This is a genomic window from Saccharopolyspora taberi, from assembly GCF_039534165.1.
Classification (GTDB): domain Bacteria; phylum Actinomycetota; class Actinomycetes; order Mycobacteriales; family Pseudonocardiaceae; genus Saccharopolyspora_D; species Saccharopolyspora_D taberi.
Genome location: NZ_BAAAUX010000014.1, coordinates 711,359 through 732,914, shown reverse-complemented (window position 1 = coordinate 732,914; position 21,556 = coordinate 711,359). Strand labels below are relative to the sequence as shown.

The window sequence follows — 21,556 nt, the reverse complement described above, 5'->3', positions numbered from 1 at the left end:
ATTGCCGGTCTGGCCGACTGATTGTCATCTGTTCGCGCGACCATGTTCACGACGAGTGGTTGCCGAGGAAACATTCGGCCGTTCCGGCGACGCAGCCGCGCCGCCCGGTCTTCGGCGTCCGGACCGGGCTTCGGCCGCGATCAGTCGGAGCAGCAGTCCTGGCGCATGCCGCGCCACAGCAGATCGGTGAGGCTCGCGCTCTCCTTGCGCCAGTCGCCGTTCGGGTCGAGGTAGAGCATCCCGCCCAGGCCGCGCAGCACCGTCGCCGGTTCCAGCTCGGCGCGGACGGTTCCGGCCTCGACGTTGGCCTCCAGCAGCCTGCCGATCGCGCCGACCATCGCCTCGTGGGCGTTGGCGAACAGCTGCCCGTGCGACGACTTCGCGGCGCCGAGGGCCTTGGCGAGCCCCTGCTTGGTCATCATGTAGTGCGCCAGGTGATCCGTCGTCCAGATCCGGAAGGCGCGTTCCGGGCTGTGCTCGGCCAGCAGCTTCGGGACGACGTCGACGAGCTGGCGCACCTCGCGCTGGTAGACCGCCAGGACGAGCCCCTCCGGGGTGGGGAAGTGCCGGTACACCGTGCCCACCCCGACGCCCGCCTGCTTGGCGATGGAGTTGAACGGGACCTCGCCGGACCTGGTCAGCGCCTCGGCGGCGGCGGCGAGGATGCGCTCGTGGTTGCGCCTGGTGTCCGCCCGCCGGAGGTTGACTGATCCCGTCGACATCTTCTCTCCCGGTCCGGTTCGTCCGCCTGGAAAATGTAACCACGCGCCCCGCTGGAGCCGGGTCGCGCCGGGCCGTGGGTTGTTTGCGAAGCGGATTTCTATCCGATAGTCTCGCATCGTGTGAGCCGGATGACTATCCGGTTCACATTCTGCGACGAACTCGACTCCACCGCCACCACAGTCAAGCCCCCGGGCTTGCCATGCGGACGATCCGCGGGAAAGAGACCCAGTGGACATCTCACTCGATATCAACGGCAGGACACAACAGCTGAGCGTCGACCCCGGTGTGACCCTGCTGGACGCGTTGCGGGAACGCCTCGACATCACCGGCCCGAAGAAGGGCTGCGACCGGGGGCAGTGCGGCGCCTGCACGGTGCACGTCGGCGGCAGGCCGGTGCTGTCGTGCCTCACCCTGGCCGCGAGCGTCAAGCAGCCGGTCACCACCGTGGAAGGCCTGTCGACCGAGGACGGACTGCACCCGGTCCAGCAGGCGTTCGTCGACCAGGACGCGCTGCAGTGCGGGTTCTGCACTTCGGGGCAGCTCATGTCGGCGGTCGCCGCCGTCGAGCAGGACGTGGACGACGTCCGGGAGTTCATGTCCGGCAACCTCTGCCGCTGCGCGGCCTACCCGAACATCATCGCGGCGATCGAACAGGCGAGGCAGGCCGATGCGTCCCTTTGAGCTCACCGAACCGGCCACCGTGGAAGCCGCCGTCGCCTCGCCGGGGGCGTTCCTCGCGGGCGGCACCACCCTCGTCGACCTGATGAAGATCAACGTGCTCACCCCGCAGCACGTCGCGGACATCAACCAGCTGCCGCTGCGGGGCATCGACACCGGTGACGGGCTGCGGTTGGGCGCGCTGGAGCGGATGAGCGACGTCGCCGCGCACCCCGGCGTGTACCCGGTGATCTCCCGGGCCCTGCTGCTCAGCGCGTCCCAGCAGCTCCGGAACATGGCCAGCATCGGCGGGAACCTCATGCAGCGCACCCGCTGCTCGTACTTCCGCGACGTGGCCATGCCGTGCAACCGGCGGGACCCGGGCAGCGGCTGCCCCGCGATCTCCGGCACCAACCGGATGCACGCCGTGCTGGGCACCAGCGACTCGTGCGTGGCCACGCACGCCAGCGACCTCGCGGTCGCCCTGGTCGCGCTGGACGCCGAGATCCGGCTGGCGGGCGACTCCGGCGAGCGCACCGTCAAGCTCGCCGACTTCTACCGCCTGCCGGGCGAGACCCCGGAGGTGGAGCACGACCTGCGCCCCGGTGAGCTGATCACCGAGGTCGTGGTTCCCCGCCTGGACTGGGCGTCGCACTCCACCTACGTCAAGGTGCGCGACCGGCAGTCGTACGAGTTCGCGCTGTGCTCGGCCGCGGTGGCGCTGGAAGTCCAGGACTCGCGGATCGCCGACGCCCGGATCGCGGTCGGCGGTGTGGCGACCGTGCCGTGGCGGCTGGCGGCCGTCGAGGAGGCCCTGCGGGGCGCGCCGGCGACCGCCGAGTCCTTCGAAGCCCCCGCCTCCGCGGCGGCCGACGGCGCGAAGCCGTTGTCCGGCAACGCTTTCAAGGTGTCGCTGCTGAAGCGGACCGTGGTCCGCGCCCTGCTCGAACTGACCGAGGGAGGCCGCTGATGGTCAGCAGGCTCGACGGTCCGGCGAAGGTCACCGGACAGGCCAAGTACGGGGCGGACAACAACTTCCCCGGCATGGTGCACGGCTACGTCCTGCTCAGCACGATCGCCCACGGCGAGATCGAGGCGATGGACGTCGCGGCGGCCAAGGACGCCCCGGGCGTGCTCGGCGTGTACACGCCGTTCGAACCGCTGAAGATGCAGGCCGCCACCTCACCGCTGTTCGGCGAGACCTGGGTTCCGCTGCGGGACAACGAGGTCGCCTACTACGGCCAGCCGATCGGCTTCGTGGTGGCCGAGACCTACGAGCAGGCGCGGGACGCGGCGATGCTCGTCGAGGTCTCCTACCACCAGCGGCCCGCAGCGACCTCGCTGGAGGACGGCCTGGCCACCGCCGAGGACGGGCCCGAACACCGGGACGGCGCGCCGCCTTCGCTGAGCGTCCTGGCCGAGGGCGTCGAGTCCATCGAGGACGCGTTCGCGGCGAGCCCGGTGGTCGTCGAGGCGACCTACAGCACCGCGTTCCAGAACCACGCCGCGATGGAACCGCATTCCGCGGTGGCGGTGTGGGACTCCGACGGGCTCACGGTCTACAGCGGGAACCAGGCGGCCTACCTCCAGACGGCGGAGCTGGCGGGGGCGTTGGGCGTCGAGCCGTCGTCGGTGCGCGCGGTGAACCCGTTCGTGGGCGGCGCTTTCGGTGGCAAGGCCCGCACGTCGCCGCCCGCGTTCCTGGCCGCGGCCGCGGCCAGGGAGCTGGACCGCCCGGTCAAGGCGATCCTCGGCCGGGAGCAGGTCTTCACCGCGACCGGGAACCGCGCGGCGACGGTGCAGACGGTCGCGCTCGGCGCGCACACCGACGGCACGCTGATCGCGGTGCGCCACGACTCGGTGTGCGGCACGCCCGCCGACCGGTCCTTCGTCGAGCCGACCTCGCACGGCACGTCGCGGGAGTGGTACTCGACGCAGAACCTGGCCATCAGCCAGAAGATCGTGCCGCTGAACATCCCGCCGACCACGTTCATGCGGGCGCCGGGCGAGGCGCCCGGGTCGTTCGCGCTGGAGAGCGCGATCGACGAGCTGGCGGTGGCGCTGCGGATGGACCCGATCGAGCTGCGCCTGCGGAACAACTCCGCGGCACCGGCGGGCAAGGACCTGCAGTGGTCGAGCAAGCACCTCGACGAGTGCTTCCGGATCGGCGCCGCGCGGTTCGGCTGGTCCCAGCGCACGCCGCAGGGCCGCACCGAGGGCGACTGGCAGGTGGGGCTCGGCACGGCCACCGCGATGTTCCCGGCCCTGCGGTTCCCGGCCACGGTCGGGGTCACGCTCCAGGCCGATGACACGGCCGAGGTCGCGACCAGCGGTTCGGACCCGGGAACCGGTCTGCTGACCGTGCTTTCCCTGGTGGGCGCCGAATCCCTGGACATCCCGGCGGAGCGGGTCACGCCGCGGCTGGGGGACTCGGTGCTGCCGCCCGGCGGCCTGTCCGGCGGCTCGACCGCCACGGCGAGCGCGGGCACGGCGACCATGCTCGCCGCCACCGAGGTGATCGACGAACTGCTGGCCCTGGCGTCCGCGCCGGGCGCGCCGTTCGAGGGCGCGGAGGTCACCTACGAGGGCGGCCGGGTGCTCGCCGACAACGGCCGGTCGATGAGCTTCGGCGAGGTCCTGCGGGCGGTCGGCCGCGAGTCGATCGCCGCGAGCGGTTCGTCGGCCCCCGGCGAGGAGCTGACCAAGCACTCGTTCAGCTCGTTCGGCGCCCAGTTCTGCGAGGTCCGGGTGCACCGCTGGACCCGCGAGATCAGGGTGTCGCGCATGCTCGGCGTGTTCGACGCGGGCCGGATCATCAACGCCCAGACCGCGCGCAGCCAGATCATGGGCGGCATGATCTGGGGCGTTTCGGCCGCGCTGCACGAGGGCCTGGAGGTCGAGGAGAACGGCCGGTTTGCCAACGCCGACTTCGCGAGCTACCTGCTCCCGGTCAACGCCGACATCCCGGAGGTCGACGCGCACTTCGTCGAGTACCCGGACACCCTGCACAACGCCGTCGGCGCGAAGGGGATCGGCGAGATCGGCACGGTCGGCATGGCGGCGGCGGTGGCCAACGCCGTCTACAACGCCACCGGGGTCCGCGTCCGGCACATCCCGATCGTGATCGAGGACCTGCTGGAGGAGTAGCGGATCGGCGGCGGGTCTTCCGGATTCCCCAGCGGGCCGGAAGACCCGCCGCCTCCCGGTCTGTTGCCTCGGGTGGTGGTCCGCGTCCGGTCGGCGCCCGGAGCGCGGATGCCACACCCTGGGCCAATGGAGAACTGGCCTGCGCTGCGGGTGGCGGACTGGACCGACACCCGCGACACGCTGCACATGTGGACCCAGATCGTCGGCAAGCTGCGGCTCGCGGCCGCGCCCATGGTCAACCACTGGTGGCAGGTGCCGCTGTACGTCACCGCCCGCGGCCTGACCACCTCCGCGATCCCGGTCGGGCACCGGCTGTTCGACGCCGAGTTCGACTTCTGCGACCACGTGCTGCTCCTGCGCACCACCGACGGTGACCACCGCGAGGTCGCGCTGGAGCCCAAGACGGTCGCCCGGTTCCACGCCGAGACCACGGACGCGCTGCACGCGCTCGGCATCGACCTGCCGATGTGGACCAGGCCGACCGAGGTGGTGGTCGCCATCCCGTTCGAGGAGGACACCGAGCACCGCTCCTACGACCCGGGTGCCGTGCACCGGTTCTGGGGCCAGCTGATCCAGGCGCACCGCGTGCTCACCGAGTTCCGGTCCCGGTTCATCGGCAAGGTCAGCCCGGTGCACTTCTTCTGGGGCGGGTTCGACCTCGCGGTCACGCGGTTCTCCGGCCGCACCGCGCCCACCCACCCCGGCGGCGCCCCCAACTGCGGTGACTGGGTGATGGTCGAAGGTTATTCGCACGAGGTCAGCAGTTGCGGCTTCTGGCCGGGTGGCGGCGAGGAGGGCGCGTTCTACGCCTACTCCTATCCCGAGCCGGACGGTTTCGCCACGCATCCGGTCACGCCCGAGGCCGCGTTCTACAGTGCCGAGGCCGGTCAGTTCCTGCTGCCCTACGAAGCCGTGCGCACCGCGTCCGATCCGGACAAGGCGTTGCTGGGCTTCCTGCAGAGCACCTACGAAGCCGCCGCGAACCACGCCGACTGGGACCGCGCGGCCCTCGAAGACGATCCCGCCCGCCGGGCCCGCCGGCGTTGACGGCGTCCGGACCGTGGCCGTCGGCGTCACGGCCGGTAACCTGAGCCCGTGACAGGCTCGGCCGGGAATCCCTCCTTCACCCTCGCGTACGTTCCGGGGGTGACACCCGGCAAATGGGTGCGGACCTGGAACGAGCGGCTGCCCGAGGTCCCGCTGAACCTGCTGCAGGTGCCGGCCGCCGAAGGCGTCGAACCGGTCCGGGACCGGTCCGCCGACGCCGCGCTGGCGCGGCTGCCGATCGACCGCGAGGGACTGCACGCGATCCCGCTCTACACCGAGACGACCGTGGTGGTGGTCCCGAAGGACCACGTGATGACCGCGGCCGACGAGGTGTCCGCCGATGACCTGGCCGACGAGATCGTGCTGCACCCGCTGGACGACACCCTCGGCTGGGAGCGGCCGCCCGGTCGGCCCGCGATCGAGCGCCCGGCCACGACCGGGGACGCGGTCGAGCTGGTGGCCGCCGGGGTGGGGGTGCTCGTCGTCCCGCAGTCGCTGGCCAGGCTGCACCACCGCCGCGACCTGACGTACCGGCCGGTGACCGGCGTCCCGCAGTCGGGCGTGGTGCTGGCGTGGCTGGAGGACGAGACCACCGACCTGATGGAGCAGTTCATCGGGATCGTCCGCGGCCGGACCGTCAACAGCACGCGCGGCCGCGCGCAGGCTCCGGAGAAGCGCAAGCGTTCCGAGGACAAGAAGACCGCTGCCCGCCGGTCGGCCCCGGCCAAGCGGCAGCCGCCGAGGCGCGGTCGGCCCCGGCGCCGTCCGTAGCGATCACTCGACGACGAAGGGGAGCTTTGCGGCGAGCCCGGAGTCCGGCGACCGCCGTGAGCAACACCGTCCAGGAACGTGAGAAGAGAAGATCCGCGGCCGGAACCGGCAACGCGCGCCCCGCGGGGCGATCGATTTCGCCCGCCCCGCGGGGTTTCGCCTACCGCTGCGGCGGCCAGTTGGCGATCCTCTTGGGACGCGGGGGAGCATAGGTGCGGACCTTCGAGGTGGTCAGCCCGAGGCGGACGAGGGATTCGGCGATCGTGACCGCCGCGGTCACCCCGTCCACGACGGGCACGCCGGTGCGTTCGACCACCCGCTCGGTGAGCCCGGACATGCCACCGCATCCCAGGCAGATGACCTCGGCGCGGTCGTCCTGCACCGCCCGGGCCGCCTCGTCGGCGATGGCGTCCACCGCGGCCTGCGGATCGCGTTCGAGGTCGAGCACGGCCATGCCGCTCGCGCGGACCGACGCGCACCGGGCGCTGAGCCCCGCAGCCGCGATCCGGTCCTCGATCAGCGGGACCGTCCGGTCCAGAGTGGTCACCACCGAGTAGCTGCGCCCGAGGAACTGCGCGGTGCTCGCCGCCGCTTCGGTGATGTCGACGACGGGCACGTCGAACAGCTCCTGCAAGCCCTCCCGGCCGTGTTCGCCGTACCCGGCCTGGATGATCGCGTCGAACGGTTCCCGGTGGGCGCGGACCGTTTCCATGACGGCGATCGCCGCGAGGTAGCTCTCGTAGTTGCCCTCGACGGATTCCGCGCCGAACACCGGCGTCAGCGGAACGATCTCGGTGCCGGGTGACGCCGCCCCCGCCGCCTGCTCGCCGATGGACTCGGTGATCGACGCGGTGGTGTTGACGTTCACGACCAGAATGCGCATGTTCGCCTTCCTCGAAGTGGTCGGCCTACTCGGCCGCGACGGCGATGGACTCGCCGTCCACATCCGCTGCGTCGGGCCTGCGGTCACCGATCACGGCGTAGATCACCGCGCCGAGCAGCGCCCCGATGAACCAGGAGAACCCGGCGACCGGGCTGAAGGCGGGCACCAGCGCCAGGATGACGGCGATCGCGGCGGCGGGGACGAACGCGCCGATCGCCTTGGGGTTGTAACCGTGCCGGTAGTGGTAGTCGCTCTCCTCGTCCTCGGTGTAGAGGGCGGGGACGTTCACGCGGGTCCGCCGCAGCAGCCAGTAGTCGGCCATGATCACGCCGAACAGCGGGCCGAGCAGCGCGCCGAGGCCGCCGAGGAAGTAGTTGACCACCACCGGGCTGTTGTAGAGGTTCCACGGCAGGATCACCAGGCCGATGATCGCGCTGACCAGCGCGGCGCGGCGGAAGTTCAGCCGCCGCGGGAAGAGGTTGACCAGCACGTAGATGGGCGCGACGAAGTTGGCGAGCAGGTTCACCGCGATCGTCAGGACCAGCAGCGCGATCGAGGCGGCCGCCAGCATGACCAGGTTCGGGATCGTCTGGACGATGTCGGTCGGGCTGGTGATCACCTTTCCGTCCAATGTGAACTGCGCGCCGCTGAGCACGACGACGATGGCCGCGAAGAACAGCATGTTCACCGGGATTCCGACCAGGTTCCCGCGGACGATCGACGCGCGGCTCTTGGCCGAGCGCGTGAAGTCGCAGAAGTTCAGCACGAACGTCCCGTAGATCACGACCCACAGCGCGGCTCCCTGGAGGATCTGGAGCCACATCGCACCGCCGGTGAGCGGCTGCGCGGTGGACCACGAGATGGAGCCGCCGGCGCGGACGAACATCCAGATCGCCAGCGCGCACATGGTGATCAGCGTGGTCGGCGCGGCGATCGCCATGTACTTGCGGATCACGTGCATGCCGTAGCTGACGATGAGCACCTGGACCGCCCACAGGAACATGAACGTGACCCAGCCCAACGGCGGCAATCCCAGCACCGTGGTCTGCTCAAGTGCGCGCAGCGACGGGAAAAGCGCCACCAGCAGGGCGCTGAGCACTGCCGACGCGAGGTAGGTCTGGATGCCGAACCAGGCGATGGCGACCAGTCCGCGGACGGCGGCCGGGATCTGCGCGCCCTTGGTGCCGAACGCGATCCGGCTCATGACGGGGAAGGGGACGCCTGCCTTGTGTCCCATGTAGCCGGACAGCGTCAGCAGGAGGAAGAGCAGCAGGGAGGCGAGCACGAAGGCGAGCAGGATTCCCCACGCGCTCAGCCCGAGCGCGAACAGGCCGATCGCGAAGGCGTAGTTGCCCAGGCTGTGCACGTCGTTGGCCCAGAGCGTGAAGACGTTGTAGGCGCCCCAGCGCCGCCCTTCCTTCTTGGTGGGGGCGAGGTCGTAGCTGTAGAGGCGGGAGCTCGTGCCGGTGGTGTCCGCAGCAGGCTGGTTGTCCGTGGCGGTCATCGAGCTGCCTCCTGGTTCTGGCTCTGCAACTGCTCTATGGGCAAACTGCTCTTCGGGCTGGTTCTTTGGGGAGAACTGCTTCGGATGGCGCGGAAGACGACTCGCAAATTCCGAATAGCGAAAGTATACGTTTGTGAGACGGAACGTTAACTCCTGTCTCAGAGCTCGTCAAGACCGGAGCACGGGATTGGCCGCCAGGCCGATGACACGCAGGTTCCGCTGGTCAGCGGTCGCCGTCAACCGCTCGCCGCTGCCGCTGCCGGTGGGCATCGACGGTGAGAAGGCGCTCGGCGTGCAGCTGCTGAACCGCACCGGGTGCACCGTGCACCTCACCGACAACGGCGAGACCTACGTCGACCACGCCCGGCAGGCTCTGCGCGCGCAGCGCGGCGGCGGAAGCGTTCGTCGGGTCGACCCGGGACGTGATGCCGGAGTGAGGATCTCCGGAGTGAGGATCTTCAGTCGGCCAGCAGGTGTTCGCGGCCGAACATGGCGGCTGCGGCACGCGCGGTCGGAGTTCCCGCGTCGAGGTCCGCGCCGGCTTCGAGGAGCACCGCGACCACGTCGTCCGCGCCCTTGAACAGGGCACCGGCGATGGGGGACTGGTCTCGGGCGTTGCGCAGGTCGGGATCGGCGCCGCGGTCGAGCAACGCGCGCACGGTCCCGGCGTGGCCGTGGTAGGCCGCGAGCATGAGCAGGGTGTTGGCGTCCGCGTCGGCCACGTCGACCGGCAGGCCGTGGTCGACGAACTCCGCCAGCTGGACGGTGTCGCCGTCCCGGGCCAGGTCCATGGCGATCGCCACGATCCGCTGGGTCTGCTCGGGGGTCAGTCCACCGTCGCTCATGAACAGCACTTCCTGATCGTTTCCGGGAAATGAATGGGAACGGGCCCCGCCGCACGCCCGAGGGCGGTCAGCGGGGCCCGTGCGACCTCAGAGCTTGCCGGCGGCCAGCGCCTCGATCGCCTTGCGGACGCCCTCGCCGTAGGCGGGGTCGGCCTTGGTGCAGTTGGCGATGTGCCGCTCGATGGTCGCCTGGGAGGCGCCGTCGATGGCCCGCGCGGTGTTGTCGAACAGCGCCTGCTGCTGCTCCGCGGACATGTTGCGGAACAGGTTGCCGGGCTGCTCGAAGTAGTTGTCGTCGTCCTCGCGGTAGTTGAACCGGTCGGCGACAGCACCCACCGCCAGGGCCGGGTCGCGGTAGGAGGGCTGCTCCTGCCAGCGGCCGTAGGAGTTCGGCTCGATGCCCGGGGTGATGCCCTGGTTGCCGTCGACGCGCATGGCGCCGTCGCGGTGGTAGGAGTTCACCGGGTTCTTCGGCTTGTTGACCGGGATCTGGTGGTGGTTCACGCCGAGCCGGTACCGCTGGGCGTCGCCGTAGGAGAACAGCCGGCCCTGCAGCATCTTGTCGGGCGAGAAGCTGATGCCCGGAACCACGTTCGCCGGGGTGAAGGCGGCCTGCTCCACGTCGGCGAAGTAGTTGTCGGGGTTGCGGTTGAGCTCGAACTCACCGACCTCGATCAGCGGGTAGTCCTTCTTCGACCACACCTTGGTGAGGTCGAACGGGTGGAACTTGTAGGTCTCGGCGTCGGCCTCCGGCATGACCTGGATGTAGGTCTTCCACTTCGGGAAGTCGCCGTTCTCGATCGCGTCGAACAGGTCGCGCTGGTGCGACTCGCGGTCCTTGCCGACCAGGGCCTCGGCCTCGGCGTCGGTCAGGTTCTTGATGCCCTGCTGGGTGCGGTGGTGGAACTTGACCCAGAACCGCTCGCCCTCGGCGTTGATCAGGCTGTAGGTGTGCGAACCGAAACCGTGCATGTGCCGGTAGGACGCCGGGATGCCGCGCTCGGACATCACGATGGTGACCTGGTGCAGGGCCTCGGGCAGGTTGGTCCAGAAGTCCCAGTTGTTCTCCGGGTTGCGCAGGTTGGTGCGCGGGTCCCGCTTGACCGCGTGGTTGAGGTCGGGGAACTTCAGCGGGTCGCGGAAGAAGAACACCGGCGTGTTGTTGCCGACCAGGTCCCAGTTGCCCTCGTCGGTGTAGAACTTCAGCGCGAAGCCGCGGATGTCGCGCTCGGCGTCGGCCGCGCCGCGCTCACCGGCGACGGTGGAGAACCGGGCGAACATCTCGGTCTTCTTGCCGACCTCGGAGAAGATCTTCGCCGAGGTGTAGCGGGTGATGTCGTTGGTCACCGTGAAGGTGCCGTACGCGCCCGAACCCTTGGCGTGCATCCGTCGCTCCGGGATGACCTCCCGGTCGAAGTGGGCGAGCTTCTCCAGGAACCAGACGTCCTGCAGCAGCATCGGGCCGCGCGGCCCGGCGGTCAGGGAGTTCTGGTTGTCGGGAACCGGCGCACCGGCGACCGTGGTCAGCGGTTTCTGGTTGTACTCGGGCAAAACTCGCTCCTCAGTGGATTGTTAGTGGTGCGATCACTCGGCGCGGGTGAGGCAGTCCGGGCAGGTGCCCCAGAAGGTCACCTCGGCCTCGTCGAGCGCGAATCCGTGGTGGTCCTCGGCGTGGAGGCACGGTGCTTCGCCCACCGCGCAGCTGACGTCCGCGATGGCGCCGCAGGCGCGGCACACCAAGTGGTGGTGGTTGTCGCCCACCCGGGTCTCGAACCTGGCGGGCGAGCCCGCCGGTTCGATGCGACGGACCAGGCCGGCCTCGGTCAGCGCGCGCAGCACGTCGTAGACCGCCTGGGTGGACACCGAACCGAGCTCGCGGCGGACCGCGTTCGCGATGGTGTCGGTGTCCGAGTGCGGGTTGTCGGCGACCATCGCCAGCACGGCGACCCGCGGACGAGTCACCCGCAGTGACGCCCCCCGCAGGAGGGCGGCGGCATCGATGGTCGGCATGGCGACAGCCAACCAGGTTTTCTGGAACAAGTCAAATAAACGATCCGATCCAGATATGCCCTGCCGGGAGCCCGCGACGTGGTCAGATCGGGTAGGTCGCGTCGGCCCTCACGAGTTCGGTTGGCCCGCCGAAGGCGTCGGAAGCTTCCTTGAGGAGCGCGTCCTGGTCGGTCCACGGTGAGTAATGGGTCAGCAGCAGCCGGGCGGCGCCCGCCGAGGCCGCGGCGGCACCCGCCTGCTTCCCGGACAGGTGCATTCCGGCGGGCTGGTCCGGGTGGTCCAGCCAGGACGCCTCGGCCAGCAGCACGTCGGCCCCGGCGGCGAGCTTGGCGATCCCGTCGCTGGGCCCGGTGTCGCCGGTGAAGGCGAAGACCCGCCCCTCCGCCTCGATCCGCAGGCCCCAGGTCGGGCAGAGGTGGTCGACCGGAATCGCGCGGATGTCGAACGCGCCGATGCGCACCGGCTCGACCGGCGGGGGCCGGAACTCGAAGGTGTCCGACAGATCGGTCTCGGCGAGTTCTTCCTTGCTGGGCGCGAAGATCGCGGCAAGCCGGCTCGGCGCTTCGGGCGGTGCGTACACCGGGAGCCGCCGCTGCTTGATGTCGTAAGGCGGGTTCGGCCGGAAGCGCAGGTAAACCACCAGCGGCGAGGTGTCGGCGCAGTGGTCCGGGTGCAGGTGGGTCAGCAGCAGCGCGTCGAGGTCGAACGGGTCGGCGAAGCGTTGCAGCGGCCCCATGGTGCCGTTTCCGAGGTCGATCGCGATCAGGCTGTCACCGGAGCGCAGCAGGTATCCCGACGACGGGGACTGCGGTGCCGGAGCGCTTCCCGAACAGCCGAGGACGGTCAGCTCCATTGAGGATCATCTCCGCGGTACGGTTCCAGGCCGGTGGTCCACCGGCGCGACGGTCGGCGTGCCGCGAGATCGTCCGGGGTGTGGCAGCCGGAACCGCGGCCGCAGGCAAGTATTGGGCCCGGAACCGGACCGTGCTCCGCGAATACCCGAACGGCTGACCGGGCTCAGACGCTGCGCAGCACCGAGACGACGGTGCCGAGCACGACGGCGTGGTCGCCGTCGATGACCTCGTAGTCCGGGTTGCGCGGTTCGAGGAAGACGTGGCCGTTGCGGCGGCGGTAGACCTTGACGGTGGCCTCGTCGTCGATCATCGCGGCCACGATCTGACCGGAGTGGGCCTCGGACTGCTGGCGCACCACGACGATGTCGCCGTCGCAGATCGCCGCGTCGACCATCGAGTCGCCGCGGACCCGCAGGCCGAAGACGTTGCCGCGGCCGGTGATCCCGCGCGGCAGCGTCAGCACGTCGTCGACGTGCTCGTCGGCGGCGATGGGGGTGCCCGCGGCGATGTCGCCGACCACGGGCACGGGCACCGAGTCGGCGGCCGGTTCCGGCGCCGCCGAGCGCAGGAACGCGCGCACGTCGATCGGCCGCGACACGGTGGGGCTGCGGTGCAGGAAGCCCTTCGCCTCCAGGCTGGCCAGGTGCTTGGACACCGACGACGAGGACCGCAGGCCGACGGCGTCGCCGATCTGCCGCGTGCTCGGCGCGTACCCGTGTCTGACCACCCAGTCCCGGATCGCGACCAGGATCCGCTGCTGGCGTTCCGGCAGGGACGAGGCGTCGAGGTGGTCGAACGGATCGAGATCGTCGTAGGCGGTCACCCGCGGAATGGTAGAGGCAGGCGTTCGCGGCCAGGTCACCGGTCGCCGATGATCATCCGGCGGGTGCCCGCGCTCCCGCGCCGGACGCGGGAGCGCGGGCGGATCATGCCCTAGACGACGTCGCGGACGCAGACCCACGTCACGTAGCGGATCGTCCCGAAGTGGTCGACGGGCAGCCACCAGTTGCCGCCGCCCTGACCGCAGACCGGACCGTAGGCGCCGCCGTCCACCGCGTCGCCGGTGGCGATGATGCGGTCTCCCCGCTGCATCTGCGCGACGATCGTGGCGTCGGTGCTGGGCTGGGTCCGGATGTTCACGCCGTCCTCGACCGCCTCGACCCAGACCGCCTTCGACTTGTCCGTCTCCGACATGCGTCCCCCCATGCGCATCGCTGCGCGATCGGTTTTCCCCTTCGAACCCGGGTCGGCCGGATTCGGGCTGGACCGTGCCAGACTTGGCCGCCGCGTCGGTCCGTTCCGCGCGTGGTTCGGCCGAACGGCGCAGTGCCCGCGCCTGGAAGTCACTGTCCACATAGGTCTTTTTGGGGGTGTCGTGTCCGAGGGGAACGGGTGTTCCGTCGTCGTGGGCGGTACCGCGGGGCTGGGGCTGCGGGTCGCTGCCGCCCTCGCCGAGCGCGGCGAGGAGGTCGTGGTGTGCGGCCGTGACGCCGGCCGGGCGGACGCGGCGGCTGCGTCGATCGGCGCAACGGCGCGGGGGCTGGCGGTGGATCTGGCGCGGCCCGCGGGCATCGCTGACGCGTTGTCCACAGTGGGCACTGTGCGTCACCTGGTGGTCACAGCGGTCGAGCGGGACCCCAACACGGTGCGCGAGTTCGACATCGCCTCGGCGTCCCGGCTGGTCACGATGAAGCTGGTCGGCTACGTCGAGGTGGTGCACGCGCTGGCCGCCCGGATGCGCGCGGACGCCTCGATCGTGCTGGTCGGCGGCCTCGCCCGGGACCGGCCCCGGCCGGGATCGACCACGATGACCACCGTCACCGGAGGTGTCGGGGCGCTGGTCCGCTCGCTGGCGGCCGAGCTCGCGCCGATCCGCGTCAACGCCGTGCACCCCGGGCTCATCGGCGACAGCCCGCACTGGGCGGACCGGCAGGACGTGCTCGGCGCCACCCGGGCCAGGGTGCCCACCGGGCGGCTGGTCACCCTCGGCGACGTCGTGGACGCGGTGGAGTTCCTGCTGCGCAACGGGTCGATGAACGGCGCGAATCTGACGATCGACGGCGGGGAGTCGATCAGCTGACGCGTTCCGCCGCCGGCGCCGGAACATGTGGAAAACAGCGGGCGGTGGCCGCCCGCGTTCGGCTACTCTGGTCGAGGCCGAGCGCTGACCTCGTCGGTTCCCGGTTTCTGACGGGTCCCGAGTCTTGCCAGGACCCCAGTTTGTCGGGGTCCAGTGCTACACCGTCCGGCAGGGGGCAGGCAGCCGGGCGGACGACCGCTCGGCGCAGTCGGCCTCCGACCCGGACGTGATCGGCCGGCCTGCCAGGGCCCGGGCCACGTGCCGGGGTGCTGGAAGTACGGACGATCCGCGGTGGAGGTGCTCGGCCAGGACATCGACGTCCCCTGCGCGCTCGGCCCGGGATTGGCGCCCGGCCGCCGAAGCGCCCGCCGACCGCTGCTCGGAAGCGAACGGCCCGCGTGGACCGGGCCGGTCGCCGAGGCGGGCCGGTGGCGGCGCCGCCGCGCAGACCCGGATCCATTGATCTTCTGCTCAACCAGACGGCTCCCGCCGGGGGCCGGGTCGGCGGACGCGCCGACGTACAGCTGCGAGGTGTGCTCCAAACCATGATCGACTCCACCACCGAGGCCACGGGCCCCGACCGCGACGAGGCACCACCGGGAGCCCCGGTGCTGATCTGGGTGCTGGTCGTCTCGGCGTTCGTGATGATCCTCAACGAGACGATCCTGAGCGTCGCGTTACGCGACCTCAGCATCGACCTCGAGGTCCCGACCACCACCGTGCAGTGGCTGACCAGCGGCTTCCTGCTGACCATGGCCGTGGTCATCCCCACCACCGGTTACCTGCTGGAACGCTTCACCCCGCGGCAGGTCTTCATGGCCTCGCTGACGCTGTTCGGCGCGGGCACGCTGCTCAGCGGGCTCGCACCGGGCTTCGAGGTGCTGCTGGCCGGGCGGGTGGTCCAGGCGTGCGGCACCGCGGTCATGATGCCGCTGCTGATGACCTCGGTGATGCGCCTGGTGCCGCCGGCCAAGCGCGGCGCGACGATGGGCACGATCACCATCGTCATCGCGGTGGCGCCCGCGGTGGGGCCGACCATCGGCGGTGCGGTGCTGGCCTCGCTGGGCTGGCGCTGGATGTTCTGGATCGTGCTTCCGCTGGCCGTGGTGGCGCTGGTCGTCGGCGCGGTGTGGATGCGGCTGGACACCGAGACCCGTTCGGTGCCGCTGGACCTGATCTCGGTGCCGCTGTCGGCCATCGGCTTCGGCGGCATCCTCTACGGCCTGTCGTCCATCGGTGAGTCGGGCGGCGCGGAGCACGCGGTCTCGCCGTGGATCCCGATCGCGGTCGGCGTCGCGGCCACCGCCGGCTTCGTGCTGCGCCAGGTCAGCCTCCAGCGCCAGGACCGCGCGCTGCTCGACCTGCGGCCGTTCAACCACCGCTCGTTCGTCGTGTCGCTGATCATGACCGCCCTGCTGTTCATGTGCCTGCTGGGCGCGGGTGCGATCCTGCTGCCGCTGTACCTGCAGACCGTGCTGCACGCCAGCACGTTCGCCACCGGCCTGGCCGTGCTGCCCGGCGGTCTGGTCCTCGGCCTGCTCGGGCGGCCGGTCGGACGGCTGTTCGACCGCTACGGCGCGCGCCCGCTGGTGATCCCGGGCGCGGCGGCCATGGCGGTCTCGCTGTCGCTGTTCGCGGTGCTCGGGCCGGGCTCGCCGCTGGCCGCCGTGGTGGTCATCCACGTCCTGCTCATGGGCGGGCTGGGGATGATGATGGCGCCGCTGATGACCTCGGCGCTGAGCTCGCTGCCGGACCAGCTGTACTCGCACGGCAGCGCGATCATGGCCACGCTCCAGCAGGTCGCGGGTGCGTTCGGCACCGCCGTGTTCGTCACCATCGCTTCCCTGAGCAGCACCGGTGCGCTGCCCTCGCCCGACGCGGCGGGTCTGCGCACGGCGTTCGTCGTCGCGGGCGGCATCGGGGTGCTGGCGTTCGTCGTGTCGCTGTTCCTCCAGCGCACGCCTGCGCCCGTGGAACCGGAGAAGGTCGAGGCGACCGTGGGCTGAGCCCGGATCAGACCGAAGTGGCCCGTCGAGCCCCAGGCTCGGCGGGCCACTTGCTGTCGGACGGCGCGGGTGGCCGTCACGAGCGCAGGCGGTCGTCCAGGGCGGCGAGATCGGGGAGGAACCACACGTGCCCTGCCCGGTTCGACTCGTGGACCAGGGCCCGCAGGGCGGAACTCGCCGCGAGGTGGCCGGAGATGTCGCCGATGACGGCCAGGCGCACCCGGTAGTTGACGAACTTCTGCATGACCTCGCCCGCGAACCGGGTGCCCAGCGAGAAGAACCGCTCGTCGAGCCGGTTCGCGGGCAGCGCCACGACCTCGGCGCCGAGGTAGGTCGCGCCGATCAGGTCCAGCGCGTCCTGCTCGGTGGCCACCGGCGGGCCCGCCGGATCGCACACCAGCACCGGCACTCCGGCGCGCTCCTCGATCACGTCAGGCATCGCCGCCCTCCCCGCCGAGCAGGCCGTTGTCGCCCGCCAGCACCGAGTCGAGCATGTTCAGCACCGCCGCGGTGTCGGCCGCGCCGCCGAGGACCACGATCTTGAGCCGGTTCCGGACCGCGTCGTGGACGGTCTGGACTCGCAGCGGGTGCGCCGCGTCGCGGCCGGTGTTCACGCCGCTGAGCACCAGCGTGCCCAGCCGGTCGGCGGCGGCGCGGTCGACACCGTCGATCTGCACGATGCTCGACACCTCCACGGCGGAGGCGGCGGGCGGCGGCGCGGTACGCCCGGTCAGCTCGTCGAGGTCGGCGCGGGCGATCCGGTACTGCTTGCCGATCCGCACCGCCTTGAGCCGGCCGGTGCGGATGTAGCCGCGCACGGTGCGCACGTGCAGGCCGAGCCGCTCGGCGACCTGCTCGACGGAGTACATTTCATCACTCATCGATCCCAATATAGCTTGCTCGGGGAACGATAGGGAACTTTGTTGCAATCGACCCGCGGAGGAGTCAAACGTCAGTACGATGGGCGCCGACTTGAGGGGCGCGGCGCCGGGGGTGCCGGAAACACGCGTGAGGGTTCGAGTGAACATCCAGGAATTGCAGGCGCAGCAACAGTTCCACGTGCACCAGAAGGTCACCATGATGGTGAACCGGTACAGGATCTTCGCCGATGACGGCGCGGGTCAGCCAGGTGCGCTCGTGGCCTTCGTCGAGCAGAAGCGCATGACGTTCAAGGAACACGTGACCCTCTACGCCGACGAGGACAAGCGGTCCGTGCTCGCGTCTTTCAAGGCCCGCAAGGTGATCGACCTCGCCAGCGCCTACGACGTGGTGACCCCCGACGGCCAGCAGGTCGGCGTGTTCGGCAAGAAGTTCGGCAAGTCGCTGCTGCGCTCCACCTGGCAGTTCGACCAGCCGGGCCAGCCTTCCATCAGCATCACCGAGCGCAGCATGGGTCTCGCGCTGTTCCGGCGGGTCTGGGACGTCATCCCGTGGGTGGGCGACCTGCCGTTCCCGCTGAAGTACCACTTCGACTTCGTCCGCGACGGCGCCACGCTCGGCACCGTGGACAAGAAGACCCGCTTCCGGGACCACTACCTGGTCCGGATCGAGGACGGATCCCTGGACCGCAGGCTGGTGCTCGCCCAGGCGGTCGCGCTGGACGCGCTCCAGTCCCGCTGACCCGCCCAGGCCCGGCTGACCCGCCCAGTCCCCGCCGGCCCGGCCGGATCCCGCCGGCCCGCTCTGTCCTTTTCGGACTCTGGAGAGATTCTTGTTACCTCAGGCCCGTTCCGGCAAAGTCCGGACCAAGGGCGCGGCGCTGTTCGTGGTCCTCCTCGTGGCCGTGGTGCTGGTCGTTCCGCTGCTGGTCGACCGCCAGTTGCCTGCCGAGGGCAGCACTGTCTCCCGGGACGGAGTGCACGAACTGATGGTGTCGCCGGAGGACTGGAAGGCGCGGTTGCGGTTGCCCGCGGGCTGGGTGCTCGATCCCGACGTGCTGGAGCGGAACAAGGTCAGCGCGACGCACGGGGACGAGAAGGTCACCGTGATTCTGAACCAGGACGTGGAGGACCGCGCCGTGTACTTCGACCGGGAGATCCGGCGGCTGTCCTTCGAGGAGTGGACGGACCGGCTCACCGGCACCGGCCCGATCGCGACTCCCACCGGCTTTTCCGGGAAGCGCGGAGTGCTGGGGGAGGGGTCGTCGAGGACGGAAGTCGCGGTGGTGGGCAGGGATTCGGTCGCGTTGTCCGTGCAGGCCAAGGGCGCGCACGCCCGGCAGCTGCTGGAGGACGTCGTCGGCTCGGTCGAGGTGTACCGGTGAACCGCGCTTTCTGGCAGCCGCGCAGGCTGGTCTTCTGGGTGTACGCGGTGATGGTGTTCCTCGGTGGCTTGGTGACCGTGCTGTCCCAGGTCTTCGCCGGGTTCATAGCTCCCGGCGCGGTGCTTCCCGCGCTGGGCGGGGTTGTTGTCCTCGGGCCGGTGATGGTGGTCGTCCTCGCCCTGGTGCAGGGTCCGGACCGGCCGCCGGCCACCGCCCGCTGGGCCGGGCTGGTGTGGGGCGGGCTGGCCGCGGTGAGCGTCGCCTCGGTGGCCAACGAGGTGCTGGGCTCGGTGGTGATCAAGATCAGCGGCCGGGCGCACGCCGTCGACTGGTCGGCCGCCTGGGTGGCGCCGACGAGCGAGGAGACGGTCAAGCTCGCCGGGATCGTCGCGGTGGCGTGCATCGCGAGGGAGCACATCCGAAGGCCCGCCGACGGGCTTGGTCTCGGGATGGCGGTCGGCCTCGGCTTCCAGCTGGTCGAGAACCTCAGCTACTGCCTGCTCGCGGCCTCCGAGGCGCCCAACAGCGATGCCGGAGCCGCGGTGGAGGTGCTGGTGGCCCGGTCGGCGGCGGGTCTCGCGTCGCACTGGGTGTTCTCCGGGTTCGCCGGCTTCGGCGTGGGCTACGTGCTGACCCGTGCCGGGCGGTCGGCAGCCCACCGGTGGCTGGTGGCGGGCGGGATGTTCGCGCTGGCCTACGCGGCGCACTGGTTCTGGAACTCACCGCTGCTGTGGTTCGAGACCGTGCTGGACGGATTCCTGGGAATCGCGGTCAAGACCGCGGTGATCCTGGCCGCGTTCGCGGTCGTCGTGGGATGGGCGGACCGGCTGTCGTGGCGGTGGTTCGCCGCCAACCTCGCGGGCGAGCACCCCGACGTGATCACTCCGGAGGAGCTGGCCGCGATGCGCACCCGCCGGAGCCGCCGCCGCGCGAAGCTGGGCGCGCGGCGGCAGCGCGCCTTCATCGCGCTCGCCCGCGCTCGCCACGACAGCCCGGCTCCGGAAGCCGATCCCGTTGTCGCACAACGGCGTTGGGCGGTCGCCGGGCTGCGTCCGACGCCGGTTCACGGCTGAGCACCGCGCGAAAACCGGTGGCTGAGAGCTCTGCTGCCGGGGCAGAATCCGGCGACCCCGCCGGCAAAGGAGCCTCCTTGGCAGACAGCACTTTCCCCGTCGTCGCGCGGCCGGACGTGACCACTGCTGTGATCACGCCGCAGTACGCCGGAGGGGTTGAGCGGCAGCGGGATCTGGTCCGCGCGGACGACCGGGTGCGGCACAGCGGTCTCGTGTCGGTCAGCTGGTTCGCCAGCACTGACGGGGAGAGCGTTCTGACCTACGCGCAGTGGGCGGATGAGCCCGTGGGCGAGACCGGTGTCCGCTACCGGCTCTACCGCAGCCTGGCCCGGACCGACGAAGCGCGGGTGCCGGGCTGCCTGGTCACCGCGGTGTTCGATGTGGACGGACCCGAGCGGCAGCGGACCTTCGTCGACTCGCTCATCGCCGCGCTGCCGGACGAGGACGGACACCCCGGAGCGATCTCGGCGCACTTCCACCTGAGCACCGACGGCACCCGGGTCCTCAACTACACGGAGTGGACGACCGAGCAAGCGCACCTGGAAGCGACCGAGAGCGGGAACCACGACGAGCTCTACGAGATCTTCGCCGGAACACCGGGCGTCCGCCCGCTCCGCGGGCTGCGCTACCACCTGCTCGACAGCTGGTCTACGTGACGGTCATTCGGAGCGCAGAAGCGCGTTGATCAACGTTTCCCTGAGCCAGCGCTCGTAGTCGTCGAGGGACCAGCCGGCGTCGGTGACGAGGCTGTCGTGGACGCCGGTGCTCATCGTGACGATGTCGCCGCAGTGCTCCATGACCTGACGGCTGGCCCTGGCCAGCAGTAAGCGCTGACGCTGCGCACGATCCTGGCGGTCGGATTCCTGAACCCCGCGCCGTTCGCGGAGCTGCCGGCTCAAGGATCGCTGAGCAGCCGCAGGTCCGGGGGAACCAGGGTGGTGCTGGCCATGAGCTCGCGGACCAGGTTGTCGTTCAGGGTGTTGCCGACCGGCTCGCCGACCTCGTCGCGGGTGAGCCCGGTGACGCCGTCGCGCGACAGCCTGGACCGCACCGCGACCACGTCGTGCTCGACCCGCTTGGCCGTCCAGCCCGCTTCCGGTTGCAGCTCGGCGAGGTGCAGCGCCGCCTGCCGCCAGGTCAGCGGCTGCGGGTGCGCCTCGTGCAGCAGGTAGCGCTGCGCCAGCACCACCAGCACCAGCTTCTCGGTCGCCGACAGCCGCCAGGTCCGGGGCGGCTGGGTGGGATCGGCGTGCCGGGACGCGGGCGGCCGTCCGTCCGGGCCCGCCACGTACAGCTCCAGCAGGTGCTCGCGCCCGCCCGAACCGCGCACGAACAGCGGGGTGTAGCCCTCCGCGACGGGAACGGGCTCGTCATCGGTGAACAGCAGCCGGGAGCCGGGCAGCCGGATCGGCAGCCGCCCGGTGTTGCCGACCCACCAGCGGTCCCGGTGGCAGGTCAGCAGGCCGTGGTGCCTGCTGACCCGCCGGTCGTCCTCGCCGATGCAGACGTGCACCTCCGGGCGGTTGCGTCCGAACAGGATCGTGCGTCCCTCCCGCGGCCGGACCGCGATGCCGCCGGACAGCGCCAGGGCGTGGATGGTGCCCGGTGCCGAGTCCGGCACGCCGAGCACCAGGCTGCTGTGCGCGGCTGGAAGCGGACGACCCCCAGCGATCTTCAGGTTGCCGTTCACGTC

General features: G+C 70.7%; 24 protein-coding genes. 11 read left to right on the top strand and 13 right to left on the bottom strand.

The features are described from left to right. Positions 1-140 precede the first annotated feature (140 nt). A complete protein-coding gene (locus tag ABD691_RS17650; RefSeq protein ID WP_344680998.1) occupies positions 141-722 on the bottom strand; it encodes a TetR/AcrR family transcriptional regulator in 582 nt (193 codons plus the stop codon). Between the two features lie 229 nt (positions 723-951). Here ABD691_RS17650 and ABD691_RS17645 point away from each other — a divergent pair, with 229 nt between their 5' ends. From ABD691_RS17645 to ABD691_RS17625, 5 genes are all read left to right on the top strand, one after another. Continuing rightward, complete coding sequence (locus ABD691_RS17645) at positions 952-1,404, top strand: (2Fe-2S)-binding protein (RefSeq protein WP_344680997.1); 453 nt, start codon at positions 952-954, stop codon at positions 1,402-1,404. Continuing rightward, on the top strand, positions 1,391-2,350 hold the full coding sequence (locus tag ABD691_RS17640) for an FAD binding domain-containing protein (protein WP_344680995.1): 960 nt from the start codon (positions 1,391-1,393) through the stop codon (positions 2,348-2,350). The genes ABD691_RS17645 and ABD691_RS17640 overlap by 14 nt, the downstream gene beginning before the upstream one ends. After that, the gene (locus tag ABD691_RS17635) at positions 2,350-4,527 is read left to right on the top strand and encodes a xanthine dehydrogenase family protein molybdopterin-binding subunit (protein ID WP_344680993.1); all 2,178 of its coding nucleotides are present in this window, start codon (positions 2,350-2,352) and stop codon (positions 4,525-4,527) included. The genes ABD691_RS17640 and ABD691_RS17635 overlap by 1 nt, the downstream gene beginning before the upstream one ends. A gap of 126 nt (positions 4,528-4,653) precedes the next feature. Next, the gene (locus ABD691_RS17630) at positions 4,654-5,574 is read left to right on the top strand and encodes a DUF5996 family protein (RefSeq protein WP_344680991.1); all 921 of its coding nucleotides are present in this window, start codon (positions 4,654-4,656) and stop codon (positions 5,572-5,574) included. Between the two features lie 48 nt (positions 5,575-5,622). Beyond that, a complete protein-coding gene (locus ABD691_RS17625; RefSeq protein ID WP_344680989.1) occupies positions 5,623-6,345 on the top strand; it encodes a LysR substrate-binding domain-containing protein in 723 nt (240 codons plus the stop codon). Between the two features lie 160 nt (positions 6,346-6,505). Here the strand turns inward: ABD691_RS17625 and ABD691_RS17620 are convergent, their stop codons facing one another. The 8 genes from ABD691_RS17620 to ABD691_RS17585 all read right to left on the bottom strand — a co-directional run bounded on the left by ABD691_RS17620 (position 6,506) and on the right by ABD691_RS17585 (position 13,635). Beyond that, on the bottom strand, positions 6,506-7,228 hold the full coding sequence (locus ABD691_RS17620; RefSeq protein WP_344680987.1) for an aspartate/glutamate racemase family protein: 723 nt from the start codon (positions 7,226-7,228) through the stop codon (positions 6,506-6,508). 25 nt (positions 7,229-7,253) lie between these two features. After that, positions 7,254-8,732: an NCS1 family nucleobase:cation symporter-1 gene (locus ABD691_RS17615; RefSeq protein ID WP_344680986.1), complete on the bottom strand. Its 1,479-nt coding sequence runs from the start codon at positions 8,730-8,732 to the stop codon at positions 7,254-7,256. Positions 8,733-9,190: 458 nt separating this feature from the next. Further along, positions 9,191-9,577, bottom strand: a complete 387-nt coding sequence (locus ABD691_RS17610; RefSeq protein ID WP_344680984.1) for an ankyrin repeat domain-containing protein — start codon at positions 9,575-9,577, stop codon at positions 9,191-9,193. Positions 9,578-9,664: 87 nt separating this feature from the next. Next, the gene (locus ABD691_RS17605) at positions 9,665-11,128 is read right to left on the bottom strand and encodes a catalase (protein WP_344680982.1); all 1,464 of its coding nucleotides are present in this window, start codon (positions 11,126-11,128) and stop codon (positions 9,665-9,667) included. Between the two features lie 33 nt (positions 11,129-11,161). Continuing rightward, positions 11,162-11,587: a Fur family transcriptional regulator gene (locus tag ABD691_RS17600; protein WP_344680980.1), complete on the bottom strand. Its 426-nt coding sequence runs from the start codon at positions 11,585-11,587 to the stop codon at positions 11,162-11,164. Positions 11,588-11,669: 82 nt separating this feature from the next. Continuing rightward, entirely contained in the window at positions 11,670-12,440 is a 771-nt protein-coding gene (locus ABD691_RS17595) for an MBL fold metallo-hydrolase (RefSeq protein ID WP_344680978.1), read from the bottom strand. 164 nt (positions 12,441-12,604) lie between these two features. Beyond that, the gene (gene lexA / locus ABD691_RS17590) at positions 12,605-13,264 is read right to left on the bottom strand and encodes a transcriptional repressor LexA (RefSeq protein ID WP_344680976.1); all 660 of its coding nucleotides are present in this window, start codon (positions 13,262-13,264) and stop codon (positions 12,605-12,607) included. A gap of 110 nt (positions 13,265-13,374) precedes the next feature. Continuing rightward, positions 13,375-13,635, bottom strand: coding sequence for an SH3 domain-containing protein (locus ABD691_RS17585; RefSeq protein ID WP_344680974.1), 261 nt, complete (start codon positions 13,633-13,635; stop codon positions 13,375-13,377). A gap of 181 nt (positions 13,636-13,816) precedes the next feature. Between ABD691_RS17585 and ABD691_RS17580 the strand changes: the two genes are divergently transcribed. Then, positions 13,817-14,521: an SDR family oxidoreductase gene (locus tag ABD691_RS17580; RefSeq protein WP_344680972.1), complete on the top strand. Its 705-nt coding sequence runs from the start codon at positions 13,817-13,819 to the stop codon at positions 14,519-14,521. A 545-nt stretch (positions 14,522-15,066) separates the two neighbouring features. Further along, entirely contained in the window at positions 15,067-16,527 is a 1,461-nt protein-coding gene (locus tag ABD691_RS17575) for a DHA2 family efflux MFS transporter permease subunit (RefSeq protein WP_344680970.1), read from the top strand. Positions 16,528-16,603: 76 nt separating this feature from the next. On the opposite strand, the gene ABD691_RS17570 is transcribed toward ABD691_RS17575, so the two are convergent. Both ABD691_RS17570 and ABD691_RS17565 read right to left on the bottom strand, forming a co-directional pair. Then, positions 16,604-16,966 (bottom strand): DUF4180 domain-containing protein, encoded by a 363-nt coding sequence (locus ABD691_RS17570; RefSeq protein ID WP_344680968.1) that lies wholly within the window; start codon positions 16,964-16,966, stop codon positions 16,604-16,606. Beyond that, positions 16,959-17,408: a helix-turn-helix domain-containing protein gene (locus ABD691_RS17565; protein WP_344680966.1), complete on the bottom strand. Its 450-nt coding sequence runs from the start codon at positions 17,406-17,408 to the stop codon at positions 16,959-16,961. The genes ABD691_RS17570 and ABD691_RS17565 overlap by 8 nt, the downstream gene beginning before the upstream one ends. Before the next feature lie 127 nt (positions 17,409-17,535). Here ABD691_RS17565 and ABD691_RS17560 point away from each other — a divergent pair, with 127 nt between their 5' ends. The 4 genes from ABD691_RS17560 to ABD691_RS17545 all read left to right on the top strand — a co-directional run bounded on the left by ABD691_RS17560 (position 17,536) and on the right by ABD691_RS17545 (position 20,519). After that, positions 17,536-18,147, top strand: a complete 612-nt coding sequence (locus ABD691_RS17560; RefSeq protein WP_344680964.1) for an LURP-one-related family protein — start codon at positions 17,536-17,538, stop codon at positions 18,145-18,147. Positions 18,148-18,238: 91 nt separating this feature from the next. Next, positions 18,239-18,790 (top strand): hypothetical protein, encoded by a 552-nt coding sequence (locus ABD691_RS17555; protein WP_344680962.1) that lies wholly within the window; start codon positions 18,239-18,241, stop codon positions 18,788-18,790. Further along, positions 18,787-19,863 (top strand): PrsW family intramembrane metalloprotease, encoded by a 1,077-nt coding sequence (locus ABD691_RS17550; protein ID WP_344680960.1) that lies wholly within the window; start codon positions 18,787-18,789, stop codon positions 19,861-19,863. The genes ABD691_RS17555 and ABD691_RS17550 overlap by 4 nt, the downstream gene beginning before the upstream one ends. Before the next feature lie 77 nt (positions 19,864-19,940). Next, positions 19,941-20,519, top strand: coding sequence for an antibiotic biosynthesis monooxygenase (locus ABD691_RS17545; RefSeq protein WP_344680958.1), 579 nt, complete (start codon positions 19,941-19,943; stop codon positions 20,517-20,519). A 3-nt stretch (positions 20,520-20,522) separates the two neighbouring features. Here the strand turns inward: ABD691_RS17545 and ABD691_RS17540 are convergent, their stop codons facing one another. Both ABD691_RS17540 and ABD691_RS17535 read right to left on the bottom strand, forming a co-directional pair. Beyond that, positions 20,523-20,762: a hypothetical protein gene (locus tag ABD691_RS17540; protein WP_344680956.1), complete on the bottom strand. Its 240-nt coding sequence runs from the start codon at positions 20,760-20,762 to the stop codon at positions 20,523-20,525. Then, positions 20,759-21,553, bottom strand: coding sequence for an FHA domain-containing protein (locus ABD691_RS17535; RefSeq protein WP_344680954.1), 795 nt, complete (start codon positions 21,551-21,553; stop codon positions 20,759-20,761). Before ABD691_RS17535 ends, ABD691_RS17540 begins: the two co-directional genes overlap by 4 nt. Between the last annotated feature and the right edge of the window lie 3 nt (positions 21,554-21,556).